General features: G+C 70.9%; 18 protein-coding genes and 1 tRNA gene. 14 read left to right on the plus strand and 5 right to left on the minus strand.

Annotation, left to right across the window (positions count from 1 at the left end; all coding sequences use genetic code 11):
* Positions 1–58 precede the first annotated feature (58 nt).
* Together AB3M90_RS03335 and AB3M90_RS03340 are read left to right on the plus strand one after the other, a co-directional pair.
* Entirely contained in the window at positions 59–2,983 is a 2,925-nt protein-coding gene (locus AB3M90_RS03335) for a UPF0182 family membrane protein (protein WP_412949908.1), read from the plus strand.
* A 156-nt stretch (positions 2,984–3,139) separates the two neighbouring features.
* Positions 3,140–4,633, plus strand: a complete 1,494-nt coding sequence (locus AB3M90_RS03340) for a purine-cytosine permease family protein (protein WP_412949909.1) — start codon at positions 3,140–3,142, stop codon at positions 4,631–4,633.
* A gap of 90 nt (positions 4,634–4,723) precedes the next feature.
* Here AB3M90_RS03340 and AB3M90_RS03345 read toward each other — a convergent pair.
* Positions 4,724–4,797: transfer RNA gene (locus AB3M90_RS03345), tRNA-Met, on the minus strand.
* Between the two features lie 95 nt (positions 4,798–4,892).
* On the opposite strand from AB3M90_RS03345, the gene AB3M90_RS03350 reads away from it, so the two are divergent.
* Complete coding sequence (locus AB3M90_RS03350; protein WP_412949910.1) at positions 4,893–5,705, plus strand: carbon-nitrogen hydrolase family protein; 813 nt, start codon at positions 4,893–4,895, stop codon at positions 5,703–5,705.
* Between the two features lie 35 nt (positions 5,706–5,740).
* Here the strand turns inward: AB3M90_RS03350 and AB3M90_RS03355 are convergent, their stop codons facing one another.
* A complete protein-coding gene (locus AB3M90_RS03355) occupies positions 5,741–6,940 on the minus strand; it encodes an aminotransferase class I/II-fold pyridoxal phosphate-dependent enzyme (RefSeq protein ID WP_412949912.1) in 1,200 nt (399 codons plus the stop codon).
* Positions 6,941–7,038: 98 nt separating this feature from the next.
* Here AB3M90_RS03355 and AB3M90_RS03360 point away from each other — a divergent pair, with 98 nt between their 5' ends.
* Genes AB3M90_RS03360 through AB3M90_RS03370 form a run of 3 tightly spaced genes read left to right on the plus strand, consistent with a single transcriptional unit; the run spans position 7,039 to position 11,252 of the window.
* Positions 7,039–8,520 (plus strand): S1C family serine protease, encoded by a 1,482-nt coding sequence (locus AB3M90_RS03360; RefSeq protein WP_412949913.1) that lies wholly within the window; start codon positions 7,039–7,041, stop codon positions 8,518–8,520.
* 45 nt (positions 8,521–8,565) lie between these two features.
* Positions 8,566–9,819, plus strand: coding sequence for a CDP-glycerol glycerophosphotransferase family protein (locus AB3M90_RS03365; RefSeq protein ID WP_412949914.1), 1,254 nt, complete (start codon positions 8,566–8,568; stop codon positions 9,817–9,819).
* Complete coding sequence (locus AB3M90_RS03370; protein WP_412949915.1) at positions 9,816–11,252, plus strand: CDP-glycerol glycerophosphotransferase family protein; 1,437 nt, start codon at positions 9,816–9,818, stop codon at positions 11,250–11,252. The genes AB3M90_RS03365 and AB3M90_RS03370 overlap by 4 nt, the downstream gene beginning before the upstream one ends.
* 17 nt (positions 11,253–11,269) lie before the next feature.
* On the opposite strand, the gene AB3M90_RS03375 is transcribed toward AB3M90_RS03370, so the two are convergent.
* A complete protein-coding gene (locus tag AB3M90_RS03375; protein ID WP_412951204.1) occupies positions 11,270–12,295 on the minus strand; it encodes a glycosyltransferase family 2 protein in 1,026 nt (341 codons plus the stop codon).
* Positions 12,296–12,441: 146 nt separating this feature from the next.
* Between AB3M90_RS03375 and AB3M90_RS03380 the strand changes: the two genes are divergently transcribed.
* From AB3M90_RS03380 to AB3M90_RS03405, 6 genes are all read left to right on the plus strand, one after another.
* A complete protein-coding gene (locus tag AB3M90_RS03380; RefSeq protein ID WP_412949916.1) occupies positions 12,442–13,719 on the plus strand; it encodes a CDP-glycerol glycerophosphotransferase family protein in 1,278 nt (425 codons plus the stop codon).
* Positions 13,716–14,486 (plus strand): biotin--[acetyl-CoA-carboxylase] ligase, encoded by a 771-nt coding sequence (locus tag AB3M90_RS03385; protein WP_412949917.1) that lies wholly within the window; start codon positions 13,716–13,718, stop codon positions 14,484–14,486. The genes AB3M90_RS03380 and AB3M90_RS03385 overlap by 4 nt, the downstream gene beginning before the upstream one ends.
* 55 nt (positions 14,487–14,541) lie before the next feature.
* A complete protein-coding gene (locus tag AB3M90_RS03390; protein WP_412949919.1) occupies positions 14,542–15,096 on the plus strand; it encodes a PH domain-containing protein in 555 nt (184 codons plus the stop codon).
* Between the two features lie 58 nt (positions 15,097–15,154).
* Positions 15,155–16,279, plus strand: a complete 1,125-nt coding sequence (locus AB3M90_RS03395; RefSeq protein ID WP_412949920.1) for a 5-(carboxyamino)imidazole ribonucleotide synthase — start codon at positions 15,155–15,157, stop codon at positions 16,277–16,279.
* 119 nt (positions 16,280–16,398) lie between these two features.
* The gene (purE, locus tag AB3M90_RS03400; protein ID WP_412951205.1) at positions 16,399–16,866 is read left to right on the plus strand and encodes a 5-(carboxyamino)imidazole ribonucleotide mutase; all 468 of its coding nucleotides are present in this window, start codon (positions 16,399–16,401) and stop codon (positions 16,864–16,866) included.
* Positions 16,863–18,317 carry an LCP family protein gene (locus tag AB3M90_RS03405; protein ID WP_412949921.1) on the plus strand — a complete coding sequence of 485 codons (1,455 nt, stop codon included), beginning with the start codon at positions 16,863–16,865 and terminating at the stop codon, positions 18,315–18,317. Before purE ends, AB3M90_RS03405 begins: the two co-directional genes overlap by 4 nt.
* Before the next feature lie 146 nt (positions 18,318–18,463).
* Here AB3M90_RS03405 and AB3M90_RS03410 read toward each other — a convergent pair whose 3' ends face one another.
* Positions 18,464–19,045 (minus strand): LAVTG motif-containing sortase-dependent surface protein, encoded by a 582-nt coding sequence (locus tag AB3M90_RS03410; RefSeq protein ID WP_412949923.1) that lies wholly within the window; start codon positions 19,043–19,045, stop codon positions 18,464–18,466.
* A gap of 144 nt (positions 19,046–19,189) precedes the next feature.
* Complete coding sequence (locus tag AB3M90_RS03415) at positions 19,190–20,953, minus strand: DUF4012 domain-containing protein (protein WP_412949925.1); 1,764 nt, start codon at positions 20,951–20,953, stop codon at positions 19,190–19,192.
* Between the two features lie 114 nt (positions 20,954–21,067).
* Between AB3M90_RS03415 and AB3M90_RS03420 the strand changes: the two genes are divergently transcribed.
* Together AB3M90_RS03420 and AB3M90_RS03425 are read left to right on the plus strand one after the other, a co-directional pair.
* Entirely contained in the window at positions 21,068–22,141 is a 1,074-nt protein-coding gene (locus AB3M90_RS03420) for a glycosyltransferase (RefSeq protein ID WP_412949926.1), read from the plus strand.
* A 197-nt stretch (positions 22,142–22,338) separates the two neighbouring features.
* A complete protein-coding gene (locus tag AB3M90_RS03425; RefSeq protein ID WP_412949929.1) occupies positions 22,339–24,678 on the plus strand; it encodes an FG-GAP repeat domain-containing protein in 2,340 nt (779 codons plus the stop codon).
* The last annotated feature ends 19 nt before the right edge of the window (positions 24,679–24,697 follow it).

Genomic DNA, 24,697 nt, shown 5'->3' on the forward strand with positions numbered 1-24,697 from the left:
ACCTCCCCGTGACCGGGATGACAGCCGTCCTTCAGTGAGGCCCGCCTAGGATGGAGGGGTGACCTCGACCTCAGCCTCTGCTCCGAACCCGGCCACGCCTCGAACCTCCCGACGCATCCTCGGCATCTCCCTGGTGATCATCGCCGCGTTGATCGCGGCCTTCTTCGTGTTCGCCTCGCTCTACACCGAGTTCCTCTGGTTCGACCAGGTGGGCTTCACCGGCGTGCTCACCACGCAGTGGATCGCCACGGCGGTCATGTTCGTGGTCGGTTTCCTGGGCATGGCGGTGCCGCTCTTCGTGGTCATCCAGCTGGCGTATCGGCTGCGTCCGGTCTACGTGCGACTGAGTTCGCAGCTCGATCGCTACCAGGAGGTCATCGAGCCGCTGCGGCGCCTGGCCATGTGGGGCATGCCGATCTTCTTCGGCCTGTTCGCGGGCTTCGCCGCCGCCGGGCAGTGGAAGACCGTCTGGCTGTGGATCAACGGCGTGGCGACGAGCGAGGTCGACCCGCAGTTCGGCATCGACACCGGCTTCTACATGTTCGCCATGCCGTTCTACTCGATCCTGCTGGCGTTCGTCTCGGCCGTGCTGCTCCTCTCGCTGCTCGTCACCGCGCTCGTGTCGTACCTGTACGGCTCTGTGCGCGTCGGCCAGGGCGAGCTGCGCATCTCCAAGCCCGCCCGCATCCAGCTCGCGGTGATCGCCGGACTCTACCTGCTCGTGCAGGCCGCCAGCCTCTGGCTCGACCGGTACAAGACGCTCACGGCACCCGACGACCGCATCACCGGTGCCGCGTACACCGGCGTGAACGCGACCATCCCGGGCCTGGCGATCCTCGCCATCATCGCCGCCGTCGTGGCCGTGCTGTTCTTCGTGACGGCGGTCATCGGCCGCTGGCGCTTCCCCCTCGCCGCCACGGCACTGCTTCTCGTGGCATCCCTCGTCGTGGGCGTCGGCTACCCCTGGATCGTGACCACGTTCCAGGTGAAGCCGAACCAGAACGCCTACCAGGCGGAGTACTACCAGCGGAACATCGACGGCACCAAGGAGGCCTACGGGGTCGCCGACCTCGAGACCACGGCCTTCGAGGCCGAGACGGATGCCGCAGCCGGTCAGCTGCGCGAAGACGCCGAGACGACCGCCTCGATCCGCATCATGGACCCGAAGGTCATCCCGCCCACGGTCCGCCAGCTCGAGCAGTACCGCGGCTACTACCAGTTCCAGACGACGATGGACGTCGACCGCTACGAGATCGACGGCCAGATGCAGGACACGGTCGTCTCGGTGCGAGACCTCGACATGTCGGGTCTCGGCGACGGCGACAACTGGAACAACCGCGTCGCGGTCTACACCCACGGCTACGGTCTCGTCGCCGCGGCCGGAAACCAGCGCACGAGCGACGGAGAGCCGGTGTTCCTCGAGCGCGGCATCCCGTCGTCGGGCTTCCTCACCGACCGTGAGAACTTCGAGCCCCGCGTCTACTTCGGCGAGAACTCGCCGGAGTACTCGATCGTCGGCGCACCGGAGGGCGCGGAGCCGGCGGAGATCGACTACCCGCGCGGCAAGGACGGGTCGAGCGAGACCAAGACCACCTTCGACGGCGACGGCGGGCCGAGCGTCGGCGACACCTTCACCAAGCTGCTGTACGCGCTGAAGTTCCAGTCGGAGCAGATCCTGTTCTCGAACCTCGTCAACGAGGAATCGCAGATCCTCTACGACCGCGACCCCAAGACGCGCGTGCAGAAGGTCGCCCCGTACCTCGAGCTCGACAGCGACCCGTACCCGAGCGTGGTCGACGGTCGCATCGTCTGGATCGTCGACGGCTACACGACCAGCTCGACGTACCCGTACTCGACGAGCGTGAGCCTGTCCGACGCCATCGCCGACTCGAACGTCACGTCGCCGACGCTCGCGATCGACGACATCAACTACATCCGCAACTCGGTGAAGGCGACCGTCGACGCGTACGACGGTTCGGTGACCCTCTACGCGTGGGACGACGAGGACCCGATCCTCGAGACCTGGCAGAAGGTCTACCCGTCGACGGTCAAGCCGATCAGCGAGATGTCGGGCGAGCTGATGAGCCACGTCCGGTACCCGACCGACCTGTTCAAGGTGCAGCGCGACATCCTGGGCATCTACCACGTCGACAAGGCCGGATCGTTCGCCCAGCAGGACAACCGCTGGCAGACGCCGAACGACCCGCGCAGCGACGCGCTGCTGCAGCCGCCGTACTACCTGACGATGCAGATGCCGGGTCAGGACTCCCCGCGCTTCTCGATGTTCTCGACCTTCATCCCCGCGTCGCAGGGCGCCGGGGGCAGTCGCGACGTGCTGATGGGCTACCTCGCGGTGGACTCGGATGCCGGGGCGGAGGCCGGAGTCAAGGGCGAGGGCTATGGTCAGCTGCGGCTCCTCGAGATCGACACCGACACGACGGTGCCGGGGCCGGGTCAGGTGCAGAACACCTACAACTCCGACACGGCCGTCGTGCCGCAGCTGAACCTGCTGCAGCAGGGCGAGTCCGAGGTGATCTACGGAAACCTGCTGACGCTTCCCGTCGGTGGCGGTCTGCTCTACGTGCAGCCCGTGTACGTGCAGTCGTCGGAGGGTACGCAGCTGCCCCGGCTGCAGAAGGTGCTGGTGGCGTTCGGCGATCGTGTGGCCTTCGAAGACACGCTGACCGAGGCGCTCGACACGCTCTTCGGCGGAGACTCCGGCGCGACGGGCGGCGATGACGAGGTCGAACCGACCGATCCGGCCGACGAGAACGTCGACCAGGGGCAGACTCCGACGGAGCCGTCCGAGCCGTCGGCGCCTTCGGACGATCGTGCCGCCGCTCTCGCCGACGCGCAGCAGGCTCTGCTCGACCGCCAGGCCGCGTTGACGGCGGGCGACCTGGAGAAGTTCGGCGAGGCCGACAAGCGTCTGACCGCGGCCGTGCAGAAGCTCCTCGACCTGGAGTCCGCCGCGGGGGAGTGACCCTGTCGTGACGAACCGGGTGGGCGCTCCCGCGGGGGCGCCCATCCGCGTATCGGCTGACCCTATGGGCTCCATCGGACTCGGGGGATGGGAAGACGCAGTGCGCGGGTCGTACTGTTGCCCCAAGCGTCTTCCCTACCCCCCCGAAGGAGCGCCGTGAACCAGCAGCAGAACGACCTGCCAGAGCCGGGCCCCGTGCAGACCGCGGTCGCCGTGCCTTCCACGACAGGGATCGAGGTCAAGTCGATCGACTGGGTCCCCCTCACCGACAGGACAGGCAGACCCACCAGCCTGTTCCCCCTGTGGTTCATGTCGAACGCCAACCTCACGACGCTCGCCACCGGCATGGTGGGCGTGGCGATGGGAGCCGACTTCCTGGTCTCACTGCTCGCGATCGTGCTGGGCGTGTGCGTCGGCACCGTGTTCACGGCGTTCCACTCGGCCCAGGGCCCCCAGCTCGGCCTTCCGCAGATGATCCAGTCGCGCGCGCAGTTCGGCTACCGCGGGGTCGCGATCGTCTGCCTGGTGGTGGTCGCCAGCATCGTCGGCTTCAACATCTTCAATCAGCTGCTGGCAGGCCAGGTGCTCACCGCGACCACCGGACTCGACGCGGGCTCCTGGTGGTACGTGCTCATCACAGCGCTCGCCCTCACGCTCGCGATCGTCGGCTATCACTGGATCCACCGGGTGCAGAAGTGGCTGACCTGGCTCTTCCTCGCCACGTTCGGCGTCTTCAGCGTCGTCGCGATCTTCGCACTGCCCCTGACGCCGGCCGACTTCTCCGGCGACTTCGACGGCCCGGCCTTCCTCGTGCAGTTCGCGGCCGCTGCAGCCTATGCGCTGGGCTGGGCTCCGTACGTGTCGGACTACTCGCGCTACCTGCCGCCGCAGACGAGTCCGCGCAAGGCGCTGTTCTACACGGCCTCGGGCGTCATCGTCGGCGCGGGCTGGCTGATGGTTCTGGGCGCGTTCGTCGCGTCGCTGTTCGCCGATTCCGACCCCGTCGAGGCGATCACCGCCGCGGCCGACGCGATCCTCCCCGGGGCGGGCGCCGTGCTGCTGTGGTCGGCGCTTCCCGCTCTCATCACGGTGATCACCATCAACATCTACGCGGCGAGCATCGAGCTCATCACCGTCGCCGACTCCTTCCGGCCCGTGCGCCCCACCCGTGCCACGCGCATCGTGGCGTGCACCGTCATCGGTGTCGGCGGGCTCCTGGGTGCGGCATTCTCGACCGGCGAGTTCCTCGACTCGTTCGGCAGCTTCCTCGTGGTGCTGCTGTACGTGCTCGTGCCCTGGACGTCGGTCAACCTCGTCGACTACTACTTCGTCCGCCGCGGCCACTATGCCGTCGCCGAGATGTTCCGTCCGCACGGGATCTACGGCGCGTGGGGATGGCGCGGCATCACCGCGTATGCGATCGGCATCGTCGCGATGATCCCCTTCGTCGTCACGACCTGGTTCACGGGTCCGATCGCCCAGGCGATCGGCGGGATCGACATCGCGCTCTTCGTCGGCCTCGCGGCATCCGCCGTCGCCTACATCCTGCTGGCCCGCGGATTGGACCTCGGCGCGGAGCGCCGGCTCGCCCGTGAGGAGGCCGAGGCAGCCGGCGTCCGCTCGGTGAGCTTCGGAGACGGTCGGCGCTGAACGTTCCGGCGACGCCTCCGGCGACACCGCACGGCGCATATGCGAAAGGCCCCCGATCCGGATTCCTCCTGATCAGGGGCCTTTCTCTTGTTGCGGGGACAGGATTTGAACCTGCGACCTCCGGGTTATGAGCCCGGCGAGCTACCGAACTGCTCCACCCCGCGGCACAAGGAATAACCTATCACGGATCCCCGGGGTCGGCGAATCGACCGGAGCGCGCGAGCGCCTCGGGCGCGTCGCGATGGGGGAGGATGGGGGCATGTCGAACCCCTCCACCGCCGTGCCGGTCGCCGTCTGCCAGTTCGCTCCGACGGCATCGCGAGAAGAAAACCGCGAGCGCATCGCCCGGCTCACCGCGGATGCCGCGGCGCGCGGCGCCCGGCTGGTCGTGCTCCCGGAGTACTCGAGCTTCTTCGTCGATCCGCTCGACGAGCGTCTCGCCGCGAACGCCGAGTCGCTGGACGGCGAGTTCGTCACGACCCTCGAGGCGCTGGCAGCGGAGTACGGAGTGGTGATCGTCGCCGGTCTGGCGGAACGCGCGACGGAGGGTGATCGCGTGCGGAACACGGTCGTGGCGGTCCGCGGCGACGGCATCCTCGCGACGTATCGCAAACAGCACCTCTACGACGCGTTCGGGCAGACCGAGTCGTCATGGGTGGAGCCGGGGGAGATCGGTGAGCCGGCGGTGTTCGAGGTGGCCGGCGTCCGGTTCGGGCTGATGACCTGCTACGACCTGCGCTTCCCCGAGCTGTCGCGCACCCTGGTCGACGCGGGGGCCGACGTGCTGGTCGTTCCCGCCGAGTGGGTGCGCGGACCCCTGAAGGAGCATCACTGGACCACCCTGCTGGCGGCGAGGGCGATCGAGAACACGGTGTTCGTCGCCGCCGCCGACCATCCGGCGCCGATCGGGGTGGGGCACTCGCAGATCGTCGATCCGCAGGGCGTGGTGCGGGCGGGCCTGGGCGCCGACGAGGGCATCGCGGTCGCGGCCGTCGACCGCGAGACCGTCGAGCGCGTGCGCGAGACGAACCCGTCGCTGCGCGTGCGCCGCTACGCGGTGGTGCCGCGCTGATCGGTGCGCTTCGCCCGCCCGCGCGCCCGCGTGCGTCAGAAGGCAGCCGCGAGCCGCGCCGCGGCCTCCTCGAGCACCTCGACGCGCTTGCAGGCGGCGAATCGCACGAGCCCGTCGAACCGGGCCCTCTCGGCCGCTGACACGAACGCGGTCAGCGGGATCGCGACGACCCCGGCGCGCTCGGGGAGAGCGCGGCAGAACGCCGCGGCGTCCCCGCCGCCGACCGCCGTCGCGTCGGCGACGGTGAAGTACCCGCCCTGGGGAGGGTGCACGGTGAGACCGGCGGCGCGGAGGCCCGCGCCCAGCACCTCGTGCTTCGCGGCCAGCGCTGCCGCGGCATCCCGGAAGTATGCGTCGTCGAGGCGCAGTCCGGCGGCGATGGCCGGCTGGAACGGCGAGCCGTTGACGTAGGTCAGATACTGCTTCACCGTGAGCACGGCGGTGATCAGGTCGGCGCGCCCGTGCACCCAGCCGATCTTCCACCCGGTGACGGAGAACGTCTTGCCCGCCGACGAGATCGTCAGGGTGCGATCTGCTGCTCCCGGAAGGGTCGCGATCGGGGTGTGCGGAACACCGAAGGCGAGGTGCTCGTACACCTCGTCGGTGACGATGATCGCGTCGTGGCGCTCGGCCAGACGCACGATCTCGGTGAGCACCGCGCGATCGAACACCGCGCCCGTCGGGTTGTGCGGGTCGTTCACCAGGATGACGCGCGTGCGGTCGGTCACGGCCTCGGCGAGCCGTTCGAGGTCGGGCTGGAAGTCGGGCGCGGCCAGCGGCACGGTGCGCAGCCGCGCTCCGGCGAGCGACACCGCCGCCGCGTACGAGTCGTAGTACGGCTCGAACACGACGACCTCGTCGTCGGGGCCGTCGATCAGCGCCAGCAGGCTGGCGGTCAGCGCCTCGGTCGCTCCCGCCGTCACGATGACCTCCGAGCCGGGATCGACGTCGAGACCGTAGAAGCGCCGCTGGTGCTCGCTGATCGCGGCGAGCAGATCGGGCACTCCGCGGCCGGGCGGGTATTGGTTCGCGCCTCGCGCGATCGCCTCCCTGGCCGCGTCGAGGACCACCGCCGGGCCGTCTTCGTCGGGGAAGCCCTGGCCGAGATTGATCGCCCCCGTGCGGGCCGCCCTGGCCGACATCTCTGCGAAGATCGTAGGTGCGACGGTCCCGTCTGCGGCGAGCAGGCCCGCACCGGCCGCCGTGCGCCGCCACGCGCCAGGAATGACATTCATGACACACAGGCTAAGGCCATAGCGGAAACTCATCCTCGGCATACGAAACGCACAGATACGCGCGGCAGTCTGAAGGGGCGTTGATGAAGGAGCACACCATGAACCACGACGACACCCAGGACCACTCGGCACCCGCGACGAACGCGACCGCCGACACCCCCCAGGCGGCCCCCGCCGCGACGCACGGCCACGAGATGCCGTCGACCTTCGCCTCCGGCGCGCCCGCCGCCGCCCCGTCGCCCGCGGCGCCCCAGCCGTTCGCGGCCCCCGGGGCGGCTCCGCAGGGTGCCGCCTTCGGCATCCCCGCCGCCGACGGCCGCACGCAGCCCACCACGCCGCTCGACGGCTCGACCGCCGCCCCCGCCGAGGTCAAGACCAAGGACGGCCGGCGCGGCACGAAGATCGCGGCGCTCGTCGTCGCGGCGGCCCTCGTCGGCGGCATCTCCGGATTCGGCGGCGGTGCACTGCTCAGCGGCCTCCAGGAGACCCCGTCCAGCGGAAGCGCCTCTGGCCCGCAGACCGTGACGGTGAACAACCCCGGTTCGGTCAACGAGACCGCGGCGGTCGCGGCCGAGGCACTGCCGTCGGTCGTCACCATCGAGGTCGCCGGCTCGGATCAGTCGGGCAGCGGCTCCGGCGTGATCATCAGCGACGACGGCTACGTCCTGACCAACACCCACGTGGTGACCCTCGGGGGTGCCGTCGCCGATCCGACGATCCGTGTCACGACCTCGGACGGTCGCATCTACGAGGCCACCGTGGTGGGCACCGATCCGATCTACGACCTCGCGGTGATCAAGCTGACCGGTGCGAAGGACCTCAAGCCCATCACGTTCGCCGACTCGTCGAAGCTCAACGTCGGCGACACGGCGGTCGCGCTCGGCGCCCCGCTCGGCCTCGCGAACTCGGTCACCACCGGAATCGTGAGCGCGCTCAACCGGAGCATCCAGATCGCCTCGTCCGCTCTGCCGGACTCCTCCTCGCAGGACGCTCCCGACCAGCAGCAGTCGCCCGAGCAGGGCGAGGGCCAGGGACCCTTCCAGTTCGACCTGCCGGGCAACTCCGGACAGCAGGCGTCGGACTCGATCTCGATCGCCGTCATCCAGACGGATGCCGCCATCAACCACGGCAACTCCGGCGGAGCGCTGGTGAACAGCAAGGGCGAGCTGATCGGCATCAACGTGGCGATCGCGAGCCCCGGTGGCGAGGACGCCGGATCGATCGGCATCGGGTTCGCCATCGAGTCGAACATCGCCGAGCGCGTCGCCCAGGAGCTCATCGCCGACGGTGCGGCCACCCATGGACTGCTGGGCGCCTCCGTCCAGGACGCGTCGAGCGTGGAGGGCGCCACGGTCGCCGGAGCGCACATCGCGAACGTCACCGACGGCGGTCCCGCCGAGGCGGCGGGGCTCGAGGCCGGCGACATCGTGACCTCGTTCAACGGCGTTCCGATCACCAGCGCGAGCGACCTCACCGCGCAGGTGCGCGCCGCCGCCGGCGGCAGCGACGCCACCCTCACCTACGTCCGCGGCGGCAAGGACTACGACATCGAGGTGAAGCTCGGCGATCTCGCCGGCTGACCGGTCGCACACGGGAAGGACGCCACTGCGCGATAGGCTCGCGGGGTGGCGTCCTTCTCCTTCGGCACCGGCAATGCGGCCAAGCTGCTCCGGATCCCGCTGTACCTCGCAGGGCGCCTGGGCACACTGCTCGTCCCGCGATCGCGGCGATGGGTCTTCGGCTGCGGGGCCGGCATCGGCGACGGGGCGCTCGCCCTTCAGCGCCACGCGTCCGCCGCGGGGCACGACACCCTGTGGCTCACCTCGTCGGACCGGGAGGATGCGGATGCCGCGGCGCGCGGCATCCGCACCGTCCGCCGCGACGGCGTCCGCGGGTGGTGGGCGACGGCCAGGGCGGGCGTGATCGTCGTGACGCACGGCCTCGGCGACGTGAATCGCTATGCCGACGGCGGCGCGTTCGTGGTCCAGCTCTGGCACGGCATCCCGCTCAAGCGCATCGGACTGGACTCGCCGGCCACCACCCAGGTGCCCGACGTCCCGGGGGCGCCGATCCTCCGCCGGCTGATCGCCCTGCTGTACCGAGGCGCGACGCAGCGGATCCGCGTGCTCCCGGCCGCCTCGCATCGGGCGCGAGGTCGACTGGAATCCGCCTTCGGGCTCGGCGACGGCCGCGTGGTCGTGACGGGCGAGCCCCGCGTCGACGTCCTGTCGACCGGCTCGGCGGACGACCGCCGGGACGCGGCATCCGCTCTGCTCGATCGAGTCGTGGGCGATCGGGCGCCCGGCTCCCGCGTCGTGCTGTACGCGCCGACCTGGCGCGACGGAGCCCCCGACCCGGCGGTGCCGACGGCCGCCGAATGGGTGCGCATCATCCGCGTGCTCGAAGAGAGCGATGCGACGCTGCTCGTGCGCTCGCACCCGCTCGGCGAGGGCGCGTACGCACCACCGCTGCCCACGGCGCGCGTGCGGATGCTGGGCGCCGGGGTGCTCGCCGACGTGACGCCCGCCCTCCCCGCCGTCGACGTGCTCATCACCGACTACTCCTCCCTGGCGTACGACGTCGGTCTGCTGCGCATGCCCGTGCTGTTCCTGGCGCCGGATGCCGCCGAGTACGCCCGCACCCGAGGGTTCTACGGCAGGTTCGCGGACGTGGCGGGGGACGACGCGGCCGACGGTTGGGACGATCTGCTCGGGCGACTGTGGCACCTGCTCGCCGACCCCGCGGCGTTCGACGCCGCGTCGACGCGTTCCGCTACGCTCAGCGCGGAGATGCACGCGTATCGCGACGGACGCAACACCGAGCGGGTCTATCAGGCGATCCGCGCGCGGGGGATACCCGCGCCGAGAGGAGCAGCATGACAACGGCCCGGATCGACGAGGAGTCCGAGGCGCTGGTCGTCGCCGGCACCGGTCAGCGCCCGGAGGCGGCGGAGCTCATCGGACCGCGAGCACGCGTCGACGCCCGGCTGACCGGCGGCGGCAAGACGTGGAAGGCCCATTTCCCGCTGCAGGCGTCCCGCTGGGGCGGACCGGCCCTGCCGCTGCCGTCGGGTCGGTACGAGCTGCGCATAGCCGGTGTCGACGTCGATGCGCTGCAGGTGGCGCCGGCGGTGCTCACCGGCGTGCGCGTCGAGGTCGACGGGGCAGAGGTGCGCATCGCCGCTCCCGTCTCGCCGGTCTACGAGACCGTCGAGGGGCAGACGACGCTCGAGGGGCGCTACGAGGCCGAGGCGGGGGGCACCGAGAACGCGGTGTTCTTCGAGAGCTTCTACGGGCGCAGCGTCGGGTGCAACCCGCGGGCCATCGACCGTGAGCTCGCGGCGCGCGCTCCGCAGGTGCGCCGCTACTGGAGCGTCGTCGACCTCTCGGTCGCCGTACCGGAGGGAGCGGTCGCCGTCATCGAGGGCAGCCCGGAGTGGTGGCGTGCGCGCGGCTCGGCCCGTCTGCTGGTGGTGAACGACTGGCTGCGACGCCGCTTCGTGCGCAAGCCGGGTCAGAAGGTTCTGCAGACCTGGCACGGGACTCCGTTGAAGCGGCTCGCCCTGCACCGGCCGGGGTTCGATCCGCGGCGCATGGCCGCCGTCATCCGGGAGTCGCGTCGGTGGGACGTGCTGCTCGCGCAGAACACCTACTCCGAGCGCATCCTCCGCAAGGCGTACGCGTTCTTCGGACGACCGATCTGGGTCGAGGGCTACCCTCGCAACGACGTGCTCACGACCGGCGACCCGGCGGCGATCCGCGCAGCGCTGGGCATCGGAGCGGGCGAGCGGGTGCTGCTGTACGCGCCGACGTGGCGCGACGACCGCGACGAGATGGTCGACTTCATCGATCCCGAGCTCCTCGCCCGCCAGACCGATGCCGTGGTGCTCGTGCGGGGTCACACGCGCACACTGCCGCAGGGGCGCGACCACGCGGGCGCGCGGGTGATCGACGTGACGGGGTACCCCGAGACGGCGCAGCTGCTCCTCGCGGCCGATGCCCTCATCACCGATTACTCCTCGGTCATGTTCGATTTCAGCGTCACCGGCAAGCCGATGTACTTCCTGGTCCCCGACATGGACCACTACCGCGGGCAGCTCCGCGGCTTCTACTTCGATCTGGCCGAACGGGCGCCGGGTCCGCTGCTGCGCACGCAGGACGAGCTGGTGGCCGCGCTGGCCGACGACGGCCACGAGGCCGCCTACGCCCGTCGCTACGCCGCCTGGCGGGCGCAGTTCAACAGACGCGACGACGGTCACGCGGCCGAGCGGGTGGTCGACCGCATCCTCGATCTGGGGTTCCTCACCCCGTGATCATCGCCTGCTGACGGTCACGGCAGAGGCGTGTTCCGCGTGCCGAGGCGCGAGGCGTCGACCGTGTCGCGCGCCCCGCGGAGCACACCGCCGAGGAATCCGACCCCCCACGACAGGTGCATGGTGGGCAGCACGATGAGCGTCCAGAGACGCTGACGAAGGCCGCCGCCACGCGGGGCGGAGGCGACGCCCAGCACGAGCAGCACGTACAGCGCGAGCGGCAGGTAGGCCACGAGTGATGCGACGACCGAGAGCGGGCCGGTCAGCACCCCGGAGATCTGCAGGATGCCGACCACGATCGCGAGCAGCACGAGGAGGACGAGCGCCGGCGGCGCGAAGTACCGGATGCCGTTGCGCCGACCGAATCGCCGGACGAGCTCTCCTCGCCACGCACCGGTCGCACGGAACTGTCGCGCGAGCCGCAGCCAGCTCTCCCGGGGCCAGTACGTGACGGAGAGACCCGGGTCGAACCAGACGCGGTGCCCCGCCTGGCGGATGCGCAGGTTGAGCTCCCAGTCCTCGCCGCGGCGGACCGACTCGTCGAAGAGGCCGATCTCGTCGAGCACCTCGCGTCGCATCACCCCGAGGTACGCCGACTCGGCCTCCCCCTCCTGCGTGCTCCCGTGATAGGCGCCGCCTCCGAGGCCGACGGGGGAGTTGTAGAGCCGGGCGACCGCCTTCTGGAACGGCGTGCGACCCTCGGCGTGCATCACGCCGCCGACGTTCGCCGCTCCCGTGCGCTCGAGCGTGCCGATGGCGCGGGCCGCGTATCCCGGAGAGAGCTCCGAATGCGCGTCCACGCGCACGACGGTGGGATATCGGCTGGCTCGGATGGCCGCGTTCAGACCGACCGGGATGTGTGCGGCGGGATTGCGGACCAGGCGGATGCGGTCGTCCGCGGCGGCCAGGCGCTCGGCGAGTTCCGTCGTGCCGTCGGTCGAGGGGCCGAGCGCGAGGACGAGCTCGCTGGGCGCGCCGACCGCCTGGGTCAGCACGGATGCGACGGCGTGCTCGAGGTAGGCCCGCTCGTTGAGCACCGGCATGATGAACGACACTCCGGCGCGCGAGACGGACACGTTGGCAGACACATCATGATCATGGCACGGCGACCTCGGTCGTTCCCTGATCCAGGAGCGTCGTTCCCTGATCGAGGAGCGGGAAGGCCCGGTCGACTCAGTATCCTGGAGGGATGGGTGCACTGTCCGACGCCAGGAAGGCGTACCGCCTCCTCCGCCGCGCGCTCGCCTCTCGCAGCGCCGTCCAGCGGGTCCGCCGGAGACTCGCGGACCGCGAGCCGTACCCTCTCGATCACTTCCAGGTGGCCGTCTACTTCGCCGACGGCGCGGTCAACATGTACCAGATGCGGCAGTGGTACCGCCCGCTCGCCGAGCTCTCGCAGCGGTGGCCCGTCGTCGTGCTGTCCCGCTCCGCGACCGGCGCCGAGAAGCTGCTGGAGGAAGGCGGCCTGCCCGTCGCTTTCGTGCCCAAGGTGCGCGACCTCGAGTCGTTCATCGCGCATCAGGACATCCGGGTCGTGCTGTACGTGAACCAGAACACCCGGAACTTCCAGATGTTCCGCTACGGGCGGCGCTGGCACGTGTTCATCAACCACGGCGAGTCCGACAAGATGTACATGACCACGAACCAGTACAAGGCCTACGACTACGCGTTCGTGGCCGGTCAGGCCGCTCGTGACCGGCTCACCCGCACGCTCTGGGACTACGACGTCGACCGCCGCACCATCGACATCGGCCGCCCGCAGGCCGACCACTACTCGGGTCGGCTGCCCTACACACCGGATGAGCGCACGGTCGTCCTCTACGCGCCCACGTGGGAGGGCGACCGGCCCACGGCGCTCTACGGCTCGATCGCGACGCACGGCGAGACGCTCGTGGGCGAGCTGCTGGCGACGGGCCGGCACCGGGTGATCTACCGTCCTCATCCGCGCAGCGGCGTGGTCGACGAGGCCTACGGGGCATCACACCGGCGGATCGTCGCAGCGATCGAGGCGGCGAACGCCGCCGACGCCGGCGCGCAGCACGTGTACGACGACGGTCCCGACCTCGGCTGGCAGCTGTCGGCGGCCGACGTCGCCGTCGTCGACATCTCGGCGATGGTCTACGACCGCCTCGCGGCGGGGAAGCCCCTCCTGATCACCCGGCCCGCCGACCCGCGCGCGTCCGTCGACACCGCCGGGTATCTCGCCGACTGCGAATGGCTCACGGCACAGGATGCGGGCCGCATCGTCGCCGAGGTCGAGCGCGTGCGTGCCGACGAGGCGGCCGTCGCACGGTTGCGGACCTGGGTGCAGCACTACTTCGGCGACACCACGCCCGGCGTCGCCACGGCGAAGTTCCACGGCGCCGTCGAGCGGCTCATGCAGGAGTGGGAGACCTGGCATGCGCGCGAGGACGACGCGATCCTCGAGGAGCACGACGACGACGAGGCCGGCGAGGACGACGCGTGACCGCCGGCTTCCCCCGGGCGCGCGCCGTCGCCTCGCACCTGGAGGTGCTGCCGCACACGGGGTCGACGAACGCCGATCTCCGCGAACGTGCGGTCGACGCGCACGGGTGGCCGCATCTGTCGGTGCTGCTGACGAGGCATCAGACCGCCGGGCGGGGGCGGCTCGATCGCCGCTGGATCGCGCCCGACGGGGCGTCCCTGGCCGTCTCCGTGCTGTTGCGAACGGTGCCCGCAGGCTCCGACGCGCGCGGGTGGATCCCGCTGACGGCCGGGCTCGCGATGGCCGAGGCGGCCGCGACGCAGCTTCCGGGTCACGACGTCACGGTGAAGTGGCCGAACGACGTGCTCGTCGACGGCAGCAAGATCTGCGGCATTCTCGCCGAAGCGACGACGGATGCCGTCATCGTGGGCTCCGGGGTCAACACGGCCATGACCCGGGCCGAGCTGCCGGTGCCGACGGCGACGTCGTTCGCGGCCCTCGGCGCCCCGGTCGACGAGGATCGGCTGCTCGCGGACTACCTGAGCGCACTGGACGCGTGGCTCGCGCGGCTCACCGCGGCTGACGATGCGATCGCGAGCGGTCTGCACGCGGCGGTGTCGGCGCGCTGCGGCACGCTCGGACGGGCGGTCGGCGTGGCGATGCCCGGCGGCAGCGAGCTCCGGGGCACGGCGACGGCGATCGACGCCCAGGGCCGGCTCGTCGTGACCGTCGACGGATCCGATCACGCCGTCTCCGCCGGCGACGTCGTGCACGTGCGTCCGGCCTGAACTGACACGCCGCCGGGCAGACGGCGATGTCGCCGATCCCGGGCACAATGGTGGGGTGACTCAGCCCACGACGCTCGGAGGCCGGCCCCTGATGCCGCCGCCCGGCGTGCCGGCGCAAGAGCTGCTCATCGCCCGCTTCCGTGGCCACGCCCGCCGGCTCTTCTGGTCGGCCGTCGCGCTGATCGCCGTCTTCGGGGCGACCGCCTTCTTCTACGACAACCTCCCTGCGGGCCTCGAGAACTGGATGCTGCTGTGCGCGGCGGGTCTGCTCGTCCTCCTCACCGCCGTGGTGCCGTTCCTCGTCTGGTACTCGCGCAGCACGACGATCACCACGAAGCGCGTCATCAGTCACGACGGCGTCGGTGCGCGGAACCGGCGGGAGATGTCCCACGCGAGGGGCTACACGATCTCGGTCCGTCGTGGTCCGCTCCAGCGGCTGTGGGGCGCCGGCACCATCACGCTGTCCAACGGCGTGGACGACCCTCTGCGGCTGTCGAACGTGCCGAACGTGACGCTCGTGCACGAGACGCTCGCCGACCAGATCGAGGTCGGGCAGATCCTCGCGCACCGCGACGCCCAGGGCGGCCGAGACGAGTCCCGCGAGGCGTGACGTGTCATCCGCCGCGGCCGCCGTGCGGAAGAATGGGGGCAGACGGAAGGGAGACGCGATGACCGTGCGTGTGGGAGTGATCGGTGGAGGGCAGCTCGCCCGGATGATGATCGCCCCGGCGGTCGAGCTCGGACTCGAGCTGCGCGTCCTCGCCGAGGCGGAGGGCATGTCGGCCGAACTCGCGGCGACCGCGGTCGGCGACTACCGCGACGCAGAGGCGGTGCGCGCCTTCGCCGCCGACGTCGACGTGATCACGTTCGATCACGAGCACGTGCCGCAGCAGGTTCTGCAGGCGCTCGTCGCCGAGGGCGTCGTCGTGCACCCCGGGCCCGATGCGCTCCGTTTCGCGCAGGACAAGCTCGTGATGCGCGCCCGCCTCGCCGAGCTCGATGTTCCGCAGCCCGACTGGGCGGCCGTCCGCACCGCCGACGAGCTCCAGGTGTTCCTCGACGCCCATGACGGCCGAGGCGTGGTGAAGACGCCGCGGGGCGGCTACGACGGCAAGGGGGTGCGGGTCGTCCGCGCCGCAGACGACGCACGGGACTGGCTGGATGCCGTCGGCGAGGGCGAGGCGCTCCTCGTCGAGGAGCTCGTGCCCTTCGTGCGGGAGCTCGCCCAGCAGGTGGCGCGCCGGCCGAGCGGGGAGACCGTCGCCTACCCGGTCGTGGAGACCGTGCAGCGCGACGGCGTCTGTGCCGAGGTCATCGCACCCGCGCCCGCCGCGACCGATCGCCTCGTGCAGGTCGCCGAGGAGATCGGCCGCTCGATCGCCGAGGGCCTCGGCGTCACGGGCATGCTCGCCGTGGAGCTGTTCGAGACCGACGATGAGCGCATCCTCGTCAACGAGCTCGCGATGCGCCCCCACAACAGCGGCCACTGGAGCCAGGACGGCGCGGTCACCGGGCAGTTCGAGCAGCATCTGCGAGCGGTGGCCGATCTGCCGCTCGGCAGCACGGCGCCGCGTGCGGCCTGGTCGGTGATGGTCAACATCCTCGGCGGCCCCGCCGACGGCACGCTCGAGGAGCGCTTCGGGGGAGCCATGGCGGAGCACCCCACGGCGAAGATCCACACCTACGGGAAGTCGCCGCGCCCCGGCCGCAAGGTCGGGCACGTCAACGTCGCCGGCGACGACCTCGACGACGCCGTCTACGTGGCCAGGGCGGCCGCCGCGCACTTCGCCTGAGCCTCCGGATTCCCGCCGGAGAGGGCGTGCCGCTGGGGGCTTCTCCCAGCCGCAGACCGTAGCCTGATCTGGTGACCGAGCCTCTGCACTCCTCCGCCGCGCCCCTGGTCGGCGTGATCATGGGATCCGACTCCGACTGGCGCGTCATGAGCGACGCCTCCCAGGCGCTGTCCGACTTCGGCATCCCGCACGAGGTCGAGGTCGTCTCGGCCCATCGCACTCCCGACAAGCTGATGTCCTACGCGCGGGAGGCGCGCGCCCGCGGCATCCGCGTGATAATCGCCGGAGCCGGGGGAGCGGCGCACCTGCCCGGGATGGTGGCCTCGATGACGCCGCTCCCGGTCGTGGGCGTGCCCGTGCCGCTCGCGTATCTCGACGGCATGGACTCCTTGCTCTCGATCGTGCAGATGCCCTCCGGCATCCCGGTCGCGACGGTGTCGATCGGCGGTGCGCGCAACGCCGGATTGCTCGCGGCGCGCATCATCGGTGCGTCCGACGCCGACGTCGCCGATCGCGTCGAGGCCTTCGCCCGCGACCTCGAATCGCAGGTCGAGCAGAAGAACGAACGGCTGAAGGGGTCGCTGTGACCCTGGCGCCGCCCCGGCCGACGGGGCGCCCGCTGATCGAGACCCGGCCGCTGCGGCATCCGGACTCCGCCGATCGGGGCATGATGGCCAAGCGCGGCTGGTGGCTGGTCGCGCTGAACCTTCTCATCCCGGGATCCGCGCAGGTCCTGGCCGGCAATCGGCGGCTCGGCCGCATCGGTCTCGGCGCCACGCTGCTCGCCTGGTTCCTGGTGATCGTCGCGGCGGGTCTCGCGCTCTTCGCCCGCCCCGTGCTGCTCTGGCTGACCGTGGGCGGCGGCTGGTTCTCGGCCGTGGTGCTCACCCTCGTGCAGGTGCTGCTCGTGGCATACGTCGTGCTGTGGATCGTGCTCACCTTCGACGCCCTGCGCCTGGTGCGCCTCGTCAGAGTCCCCGCCGCGGCGCGGTTCGCGATCCCCGTCGTCGCCCTGGTGCTGCTCGGCCTCGTCGGAGGTGCGGCCGGATACGCGGCCACGGTGGTCGGCTCCACCCGCAGCACCGTCAGCACCATCTTCGGCCAGAGCGGACCGAGCCTGCCGCCCAGCGACGGGTACTACAACATCCTGCTGCTCGGCGCCGACAGCGGTGACGGTCGCGACTCGATGCGATTCGACAGCATCTCGGTGGTGTCGGTCAACGCCGATACGGGCGCGGTGACCATCACGGGCATCCCCCGCGAGCTTCCGAACGCCCCGTTCAGCGAGGGCAGTCCGATGCAGGCCCTCTACCCGAACGGCTTCGAGGGGCACGCGTCGTCGTCGTGCGGGTGGAACGGGTGGATGAACCACGTGCGCAACGCGGCCGAGATCTGCCGCGAGGACGGCGGGTCGGCGCTCTATCCGGATGCCGTGGCGCACGGCTCCGATCCCGGCATCGAGGCGACCAAGGATGCCGCCGAGGGCGTGCTCGGGATCGAGATCCCCTATTACGTCTTCGTGGACATGCACGGCTTCGCCGAACTCGTCGACGCGCTCGGCGGCGTCGACATCACCGTCGCCGAGCGCCTGCCGAAGGGTGGGCCGCCCGAGGGGTGGCACGGCACGGATGTGAACGAGTGGGCCATCGGCTGGATCGAGCCGGGCCAGCAGCACATGGACGGCGACACGGCGCAGTGGTACGCCCGCTCGCGGTACACGACGAGCGACTGGGATCGCATGAAGCGTCAGCGGGAGCTGCAGGAGGCGATCCTCGGCCAGTTCACGCCGCAGACGGTGCTGACGCGCTTCAACGAGGTCGCGGCCGCGGGGACGGCGCTCATCAGCACCGACCTGCCGCAGGACAAGCTGCCGGAGTTCTTCGACCTGATGCTCAAGGCGAAAGAGGAGCCGGTGACCACGATCGAGCTCACGCCCGCCTCAGGCGTCGATGAGCATCAGCCGGACTACGCCTACATCCACGAGATGATCCGGTTGGCGCTGCATCCGCCCACCCCCACTCCGACGCCGTCGCCCTGACACGGGCACGACGCAGCCCACGATCGCCCCGGGGAGGGTGCGATCGTGGGCTTCCGGTGCGGCCACCGGACTCGCCAGACGACGGTGATCGGAGGGGGAGGGATCACCGTCGTCCAGCCGACCACCGCGCGAGGCGGCAGCCAGACTCAGGCGCGCTTGCGGCGTGCAGCGCCGGTCGCGACGAGGGCTCCGCCGGCGACGAGAGCGACGGCCCCGCCTCCGAGGATCCACGGCGACACGCTTCCGCCGGTGAGGGCGAGCTCGAAGCCGTCTCCGGAGAGAGGCAGCTCGACCCCCGCGGCGGCCACGACGGGGTCGTGGTCGCAGTTCGACGCGCTGTCGTGGCCCTGGGACACCGTGATGGTCGCCGTGTACGACCGGGATCCGGCGAACGCCACCGCGTACGAGCCGTCGCCGTCGGACGGCGGCCGGAACGTCAGGGTCAGGCTTCCGTCGGCAGCGGCCGTGTTCCCCGAGACGGCGGCCTTGCCCGCGTCCAGACCCGAGACCGAGACGTTGACGTTCTCGGCCGGCAGGAAGTAGTCCGGGCCGAAGACGATCGTCGACACCTCGCAGACGTCGATGATCGGATCGTCGACCTTCACCGCGGGAGGTGCGGGGTAGGTTCCCGACTCGGTCGGGACGGACGGCGCCGCGGTCGCGACGGCGGGCGCCATCAAGACCAGTGCGCCAGCGGTCAGGCTGATGGCAGCCAGCTTCTTCAGCATGATTTCTCCCCAGAAATGTCACGCGGAATCGCACCCGAACACACCCCTGCATTCGACTGCGTGAACTCATCCTGCCCCCACGGCAGGAAGACAGAGCCCAGATATTCCCCAGTGGACTGACAGTATCCTATCCGCGGGCGAAAGTCACGAACCGCAACGCAGTTCCTCATGCGACATCTCGGCGGCCTCGATCAGGGGCGTCGTGAGCGTCTCGGTGAACTCGGCGCCGGCCCCCTCGCCCTGGAACTCGACCGTGATCGTCGTCGACTCTCCGGGTGCGAGGACCACGTCGTGCTGGACCACCGAGCGGTCGCCGAGCATCGCCGTCTGCACGCCCTCCTCGGAGCCGTCCCGGTCGATGCGCGAGGGCGTGGCGCCGTCGGGCCCGTACACCGCGATCAGGGTCCCCACCGAGCCGGCGGGCACGCCGTAGGCACCGCCGCCGGTCACGTACAGGGGCAGGGAGGCGGCGGCGTCGGCCGGCGCGGTGTTCGTCCACGTCACCTCGACGCGGGTGGTGGGCGCACCGTCGCACGTGCCGACGGCGGTGACGATCGAGGCCCGCGTGTAGTAGTCCATCTTCGCGCCGGTGGTGTCGTTCATCAGCACGCCGACGAAGGTCGCCGCCGGGCCGTCCTCCGGGATGATCCCGCCGAGAGCGGACGCCGCGAGGACCGCCTGCTCGTCCTCGTGCGCGCTCCAGATGCGGATGCGTCCCTCGCCGGCCGACTCGGCCAGTGCGCCGATGAGCTTCTTCGGGTCGCCGCCGGTCAGCGCCGCGGCGAACAGTCCGCTCGCCGCCTGGGCGAAGACCTGGTCCTGGACGACGGGATCGGGGATCGTCGCGTAGATCTCCGAGAGAAGGATGCTCGTGACGGTGTCGGCCGTCGCCGTGAAGGGGCCGAAGGCGAGATCGCCCGTCGCCGCGAGCAGGTGCTCGGCGACGACCGCGTCGACCGCGATCACGCCGTCGACGGTGCCGCCGAAACGGCCGATCCACCGCGCGGCGATGGTGGGCCCCGCTTCGGAGAAGTCGGGGATGCTGGTGAGGTTCTGCAGGTAGCGCCCCGGGCGGTCCTCGAACAGCGCCGTGGTGGACTCGCTCACGGGGAGCGGCTCGTCGAGCGGCGGGAAGTCGCGCGAGGACGCCTGGGTCTGCAGGGAGATCGAGCCGTTCTCGACGTGCAGCAGCGCGATCGAGCCGATGATCCCGCCCGATGAGCGCAGCTCGGCGTTGTTCTGCATGGCCAGCACGTAGTCGCGCGGCCCCTCTCCGCCGAGCATGGTCGGCAGCAGCACCGACGCCCCGTGCAGCGAGCCGACGACCGTCGCCGCCTCGGTCACGGACGAGCGCAGTTCGCCCACCGCCTCGGCGAGCGGCGGCAGGGTCGATTCGGCGTCGATGCGTCGCGCACGCTGCTCGGCCGACGTGAGCGCCGCGCTCGCGGTGCCGAGGGGCTTCTCGATCTGCGCGAACGGCGCGAGGTCGATCGTCCCGCCGGCGAAGCCGAGGCTCGCCAGATCGAAATCGGCGGCGACGTCGAGCAGCGGCGTGAGCGCGTCGGCGGCCACGTCGTCGGCGATCTCGGCCACCTCGCTGACCGCGCGGAAATTCGGTCCCAGCCACGGCAGGACTCCGAAGGCGTGCCACACCGGATCCGAGGTGAGCGCATGGGCGGACTCGGCGTGCGACGCGATGCTCCTCGCGACGGGAGCGGCACCCTCGAGGTCGCCCTCGGCGATGGCCTTCTTCAGCTGAGAGGCGCCCGAGGCCACGCGTTGGAGATCGCTCACCGCTCCGATGCCGCGGATCGCCACCCAGCCCACGGCCACCAGCAGAAGAGTCAGCACGAGCCCGACGGTCCATCCGATCCATCGGCGCCGTCTGGGAAGTCGACCGTCGCTCACCTGAGCATTCAAGCACGAAGACGCCCGGCGCCGGGGAACGGGAGCCGGAGGCCCATTCGCGGGCGCGCGGTGGCGTTCCGCCGAGGCGGGGCTCCGCGAGGTTAGCCTGGAGCCATGGGTGCCCGGCTCCGCGTAGTCCTCGATCAGGTCGATCAGGTCGTCGACGACGATCAGGCCTCCGCGGCCCAGGACCTGACGGCGGGACTCATCGCGACGGCGCCCACCGGATGCACTGTGGAAGCGATCGTCCCTGCGGGCGCCGAGGTGTCGATGACCGGTCTCGACGACGTCCGCGCACTGACCCTGGCGCGCCGCGAGCTCGCGGCCGCGTGGCAGCTCGGGATCGCGCCGGGCGTCGGCGGAGGCCTCATCCACGCCCCCTCGCTCATGGCCCCTCTGGTCCGCCACGACCGACTGCACGACAATGATCAGACCACCGTCACGGTGTGGGACCTGCGGGCCTGGGAAGCGCCGGAGCTCCTGCCGAAGGGCGTCGCGGCGTTCCAGCGCGCCATGCTCCGGCGAGCCGTCAAGCACGCCGACGCGGTGGTCGTGCCGTCGCACGCGGTGGGGGAGCGGCTCTCCGAGCTGGCACGACTCGGTGACCGGGTGCGGGTGATCGCCGGTGCTCCGCCGCGCGACCTGGGTGTGCCGCCCGACGCGGAGGAGCGCCGTGCGGCGTTGTCGCTGCCGTCGTCGTACGTGGCTCTCACCGGGACGCCCGACTCGCTCGCAGCGGGATTCCGCGGCGCCGTCGCAGCCGGAGCCGACGCCGTGGTGCTCGACGTGCCCGAGGGGTACGAGCCCCGCCTGGCCGACGCGGCCGCGGCGGTCGGCCTGCCCGAGAATCGCGCGCACTCCCGTGGACCGCTGTCGACGCACGACCGTGCCGCCGTGCTCGCGGGCGCCTCGGCCCTGGCCGCGACGAGTCCGGTGGCCGGGTGGCCGTGGCGCGCGGTCGAGGCCATGGCGCTCGGTGTCCCGGTGGTGGCGGTCGACGTCGGCTGCCACCGCGACGTCATCGCCGACGGCGGCCTCGTCGTCGGGGAGGCGGATCTTCCGGATGCCGTCGCCGACGCGGCGGGAGCGGGCGCGGCGCGTCTGCGGGTCCTGGCGGCGGATCGCTCGCGGGCGTTCTCGTGGATGGGATCGGCCGAGCGGGTGTGGGGTCTGCACGCCGACCTCTGATCGGCTGAGAGCAGCCTGCACATCCGCACGACACGCGGTCGGCTTTCCGCCGCTTCTCCGTAACAGTGGCATCATCCGGCAACTTCCGTCACACTGGTCACATGTCTCGACGTGCCCCACGCTCGCGAAACACACGGAGGACCACCCGCCTCCTCACCTGTTTCCTCGCTGCCTTCGCCCTGGTCCTCGGAGCGGCCGTGCCCGCCACCGCCGCCGCGGCATCCGTCTCGTCGAGCGCCGCCCTGTCGGCCGCCGGCCCTGTCATCGGGGGCGGCGTGAAGACCACCCTCGTCGGCTTCAACGCCGGCAACATCATGAGCGACGCCGTGTTCACCAACAAGAACTCGATGTCGGAGGCCCAGATCCAGGCCTTCTTCAACGGCAAGGTCGCGCGCTGCGCCTCGGGCTACACGTGCCTCAAGGACTTCCGGACGACGTCGGTCACCCGCCCCGCCGACAAGTACTGCGCGGGCTACACCGGCGCGGCCAACGAGTCGGCGGCCCGCATCATCTACCGGGCGGCGCAGTCGTGCAACATCAACCCGCAGGTGCTCATCGTCATGCTCCAGAAGGAGCAGAGCCTCGTCACCTACACCGCGCCGACGCCCGGACGATTCAACATCGCGCTCGGTCAGGGCTGCCCCGACGACGCGCCCTGCGACCCGCAGTACGTCGGCTTCTTCCATCAGATCTACGGCGCCGCGCGCCAGATGCAGATCTACATGGAGGGCAAGTGGTTCCAGTACTACGCCCCCGGGAAGACGTGGAACATCCGCTACGACGTCGAGCTCTCCTGCGGCTCGTCGCCCGTCTACATCGCCAACAAGGCGACCTCGGCGCTGTACTACTACACGCCGTACCAGCCCAACGCCGCCGCGCTGCGCGCCGGATGGGGAGAGGGCGACGGATGCTCCGCCCACGGCAACCGCAACTTCTACAACTACTTCACCGAGTGGTTCGGCTCGACGCAGATCCCGTCGTCGATGATCCCGTCGCTCTCGTCGACCGACCTGAGCCCCTTCGTGCTCGGGGCGGACAAGGCCGGTGAGGTCTGGGGCTACCCGTACCTCAACGGGGCGTGGGGCGACCGCGTGAAGATCGGCACCGGTCTCACCGGCGTGAAGAAGTTCTTCGGCGTGGGCGACCTCGACGGCGACGGGCACCGCGACTTCGTCGCCGTGAAGACGTCGGGCGCGGCTCAGCTGATGCGCGGCAACGGCACGACCACGCTGTCCGCGCCCACGAACCTGACCGGCGACTGGTCGGGCGTCGTGCTCGCCGCGCCCGCCGGGGACTTCGACGGCAACGGCGTTCCCGACCTGTTCACCACCGACGCGGCCGGCCGCCTGCTGCTGTGGTCGGGCAACGACCGCGGAGGCTTCGCCGCGCCGCGCGTGGTCGGCAACGGCTGGTCGATGATGAACCTGCTCACCGGCAACGGCGACTTCGACGGCGACGGACGCGCCGACCTCATCGCCCGCGACACGGCCGGTCGCCTCTTCCTCTACTCGGGCAACGGCAAGGGCACCTGGAAGGGGTCGAAGCAGATCGGCAACGGCTGGCAGGGCTTCGCCGACGTCTTCAACACGGGCGACTTCACCGGCGACGGGCACCCCGACCTGCTGGCCACCGAACCGGGCGGAACGCTCCGCCTGTACCGCGGCTCGGCCGGAGGCTGGCTGACCGACGGCATGGCGATCGGATCGGGCTGGCACACCTTCGCCGCGGCGGCGGGCGCGGGCCCGCTCGTCGTGACGCCGCGCGCGCTTCCCGCGGGCGCCGGCAACCTCGACGGCGTCTACGGGCGCGACCTCGTCGCCCTCACCGACGCCGGCGAGCTGCGGGTGTACGGCACCACGGGCGACGGCAACTGGGGCGGCATCCTGCGGCCGCAGGGCGGCTGGGCGGCGACCGACCGCGTGATCCCGATGGGCGACTTCAACGGCGACGGCTTCAGCGACCTCGGTCAGGTCGACGCGGCCGGTGCCTTCTGGCTGCACCCCGGGGTCAGCGGCGGCGGCTTCGGCCCGCGCGTCAACATCGGCAGCGGGTGGAACAACTTCCTGCGCATCGTGGGAGGCCTCGACTTCGACGGCAACCGCGTGGCCGACGTGCTCGCCGTGGATCCTCGCGGCAATCTGCTCCTCTACCGCGGCAGCGGCGGAGGCGGGTGGGCCACCGGTTCGGGCGTCACGATCGGACAGGGCTGGGCCGGGTTCACCGACATGTTCAGCGTGGGCGACTTCGACGGCGACGGCCTCGCCGACCTGATGGGTCGCACGTCGGCGGGTCTGCTGATGCTGTACCCGACGACCGGCGACGGCAACTGGGGCAACATCCGGTCGATCGGCCAGGGCTGGGGCGGCATGGCGAAGGTGTTCAGCACGGGCGACTTCAACGGCGACGGCAACGTCGACGTGCTCGGTGTGCTCCCCAACGGCGACATGTACCTCTACCGCGGGAACGGCCGCGGCAGCTGGACCGGCGACCAGCCTCGGATCAACGCGGGCTGGCAGATCATGAAGCAGCTCGTCTGACACCCGGCGCGCACGGCAC

Source organism: Microbacterium martis, assembly GCF_047246685.1.
GTDB lineage: Bacteria > Actinomycetota > Actinomycetes > Actinomycetales > Microbacteriaceae > Microbacterium.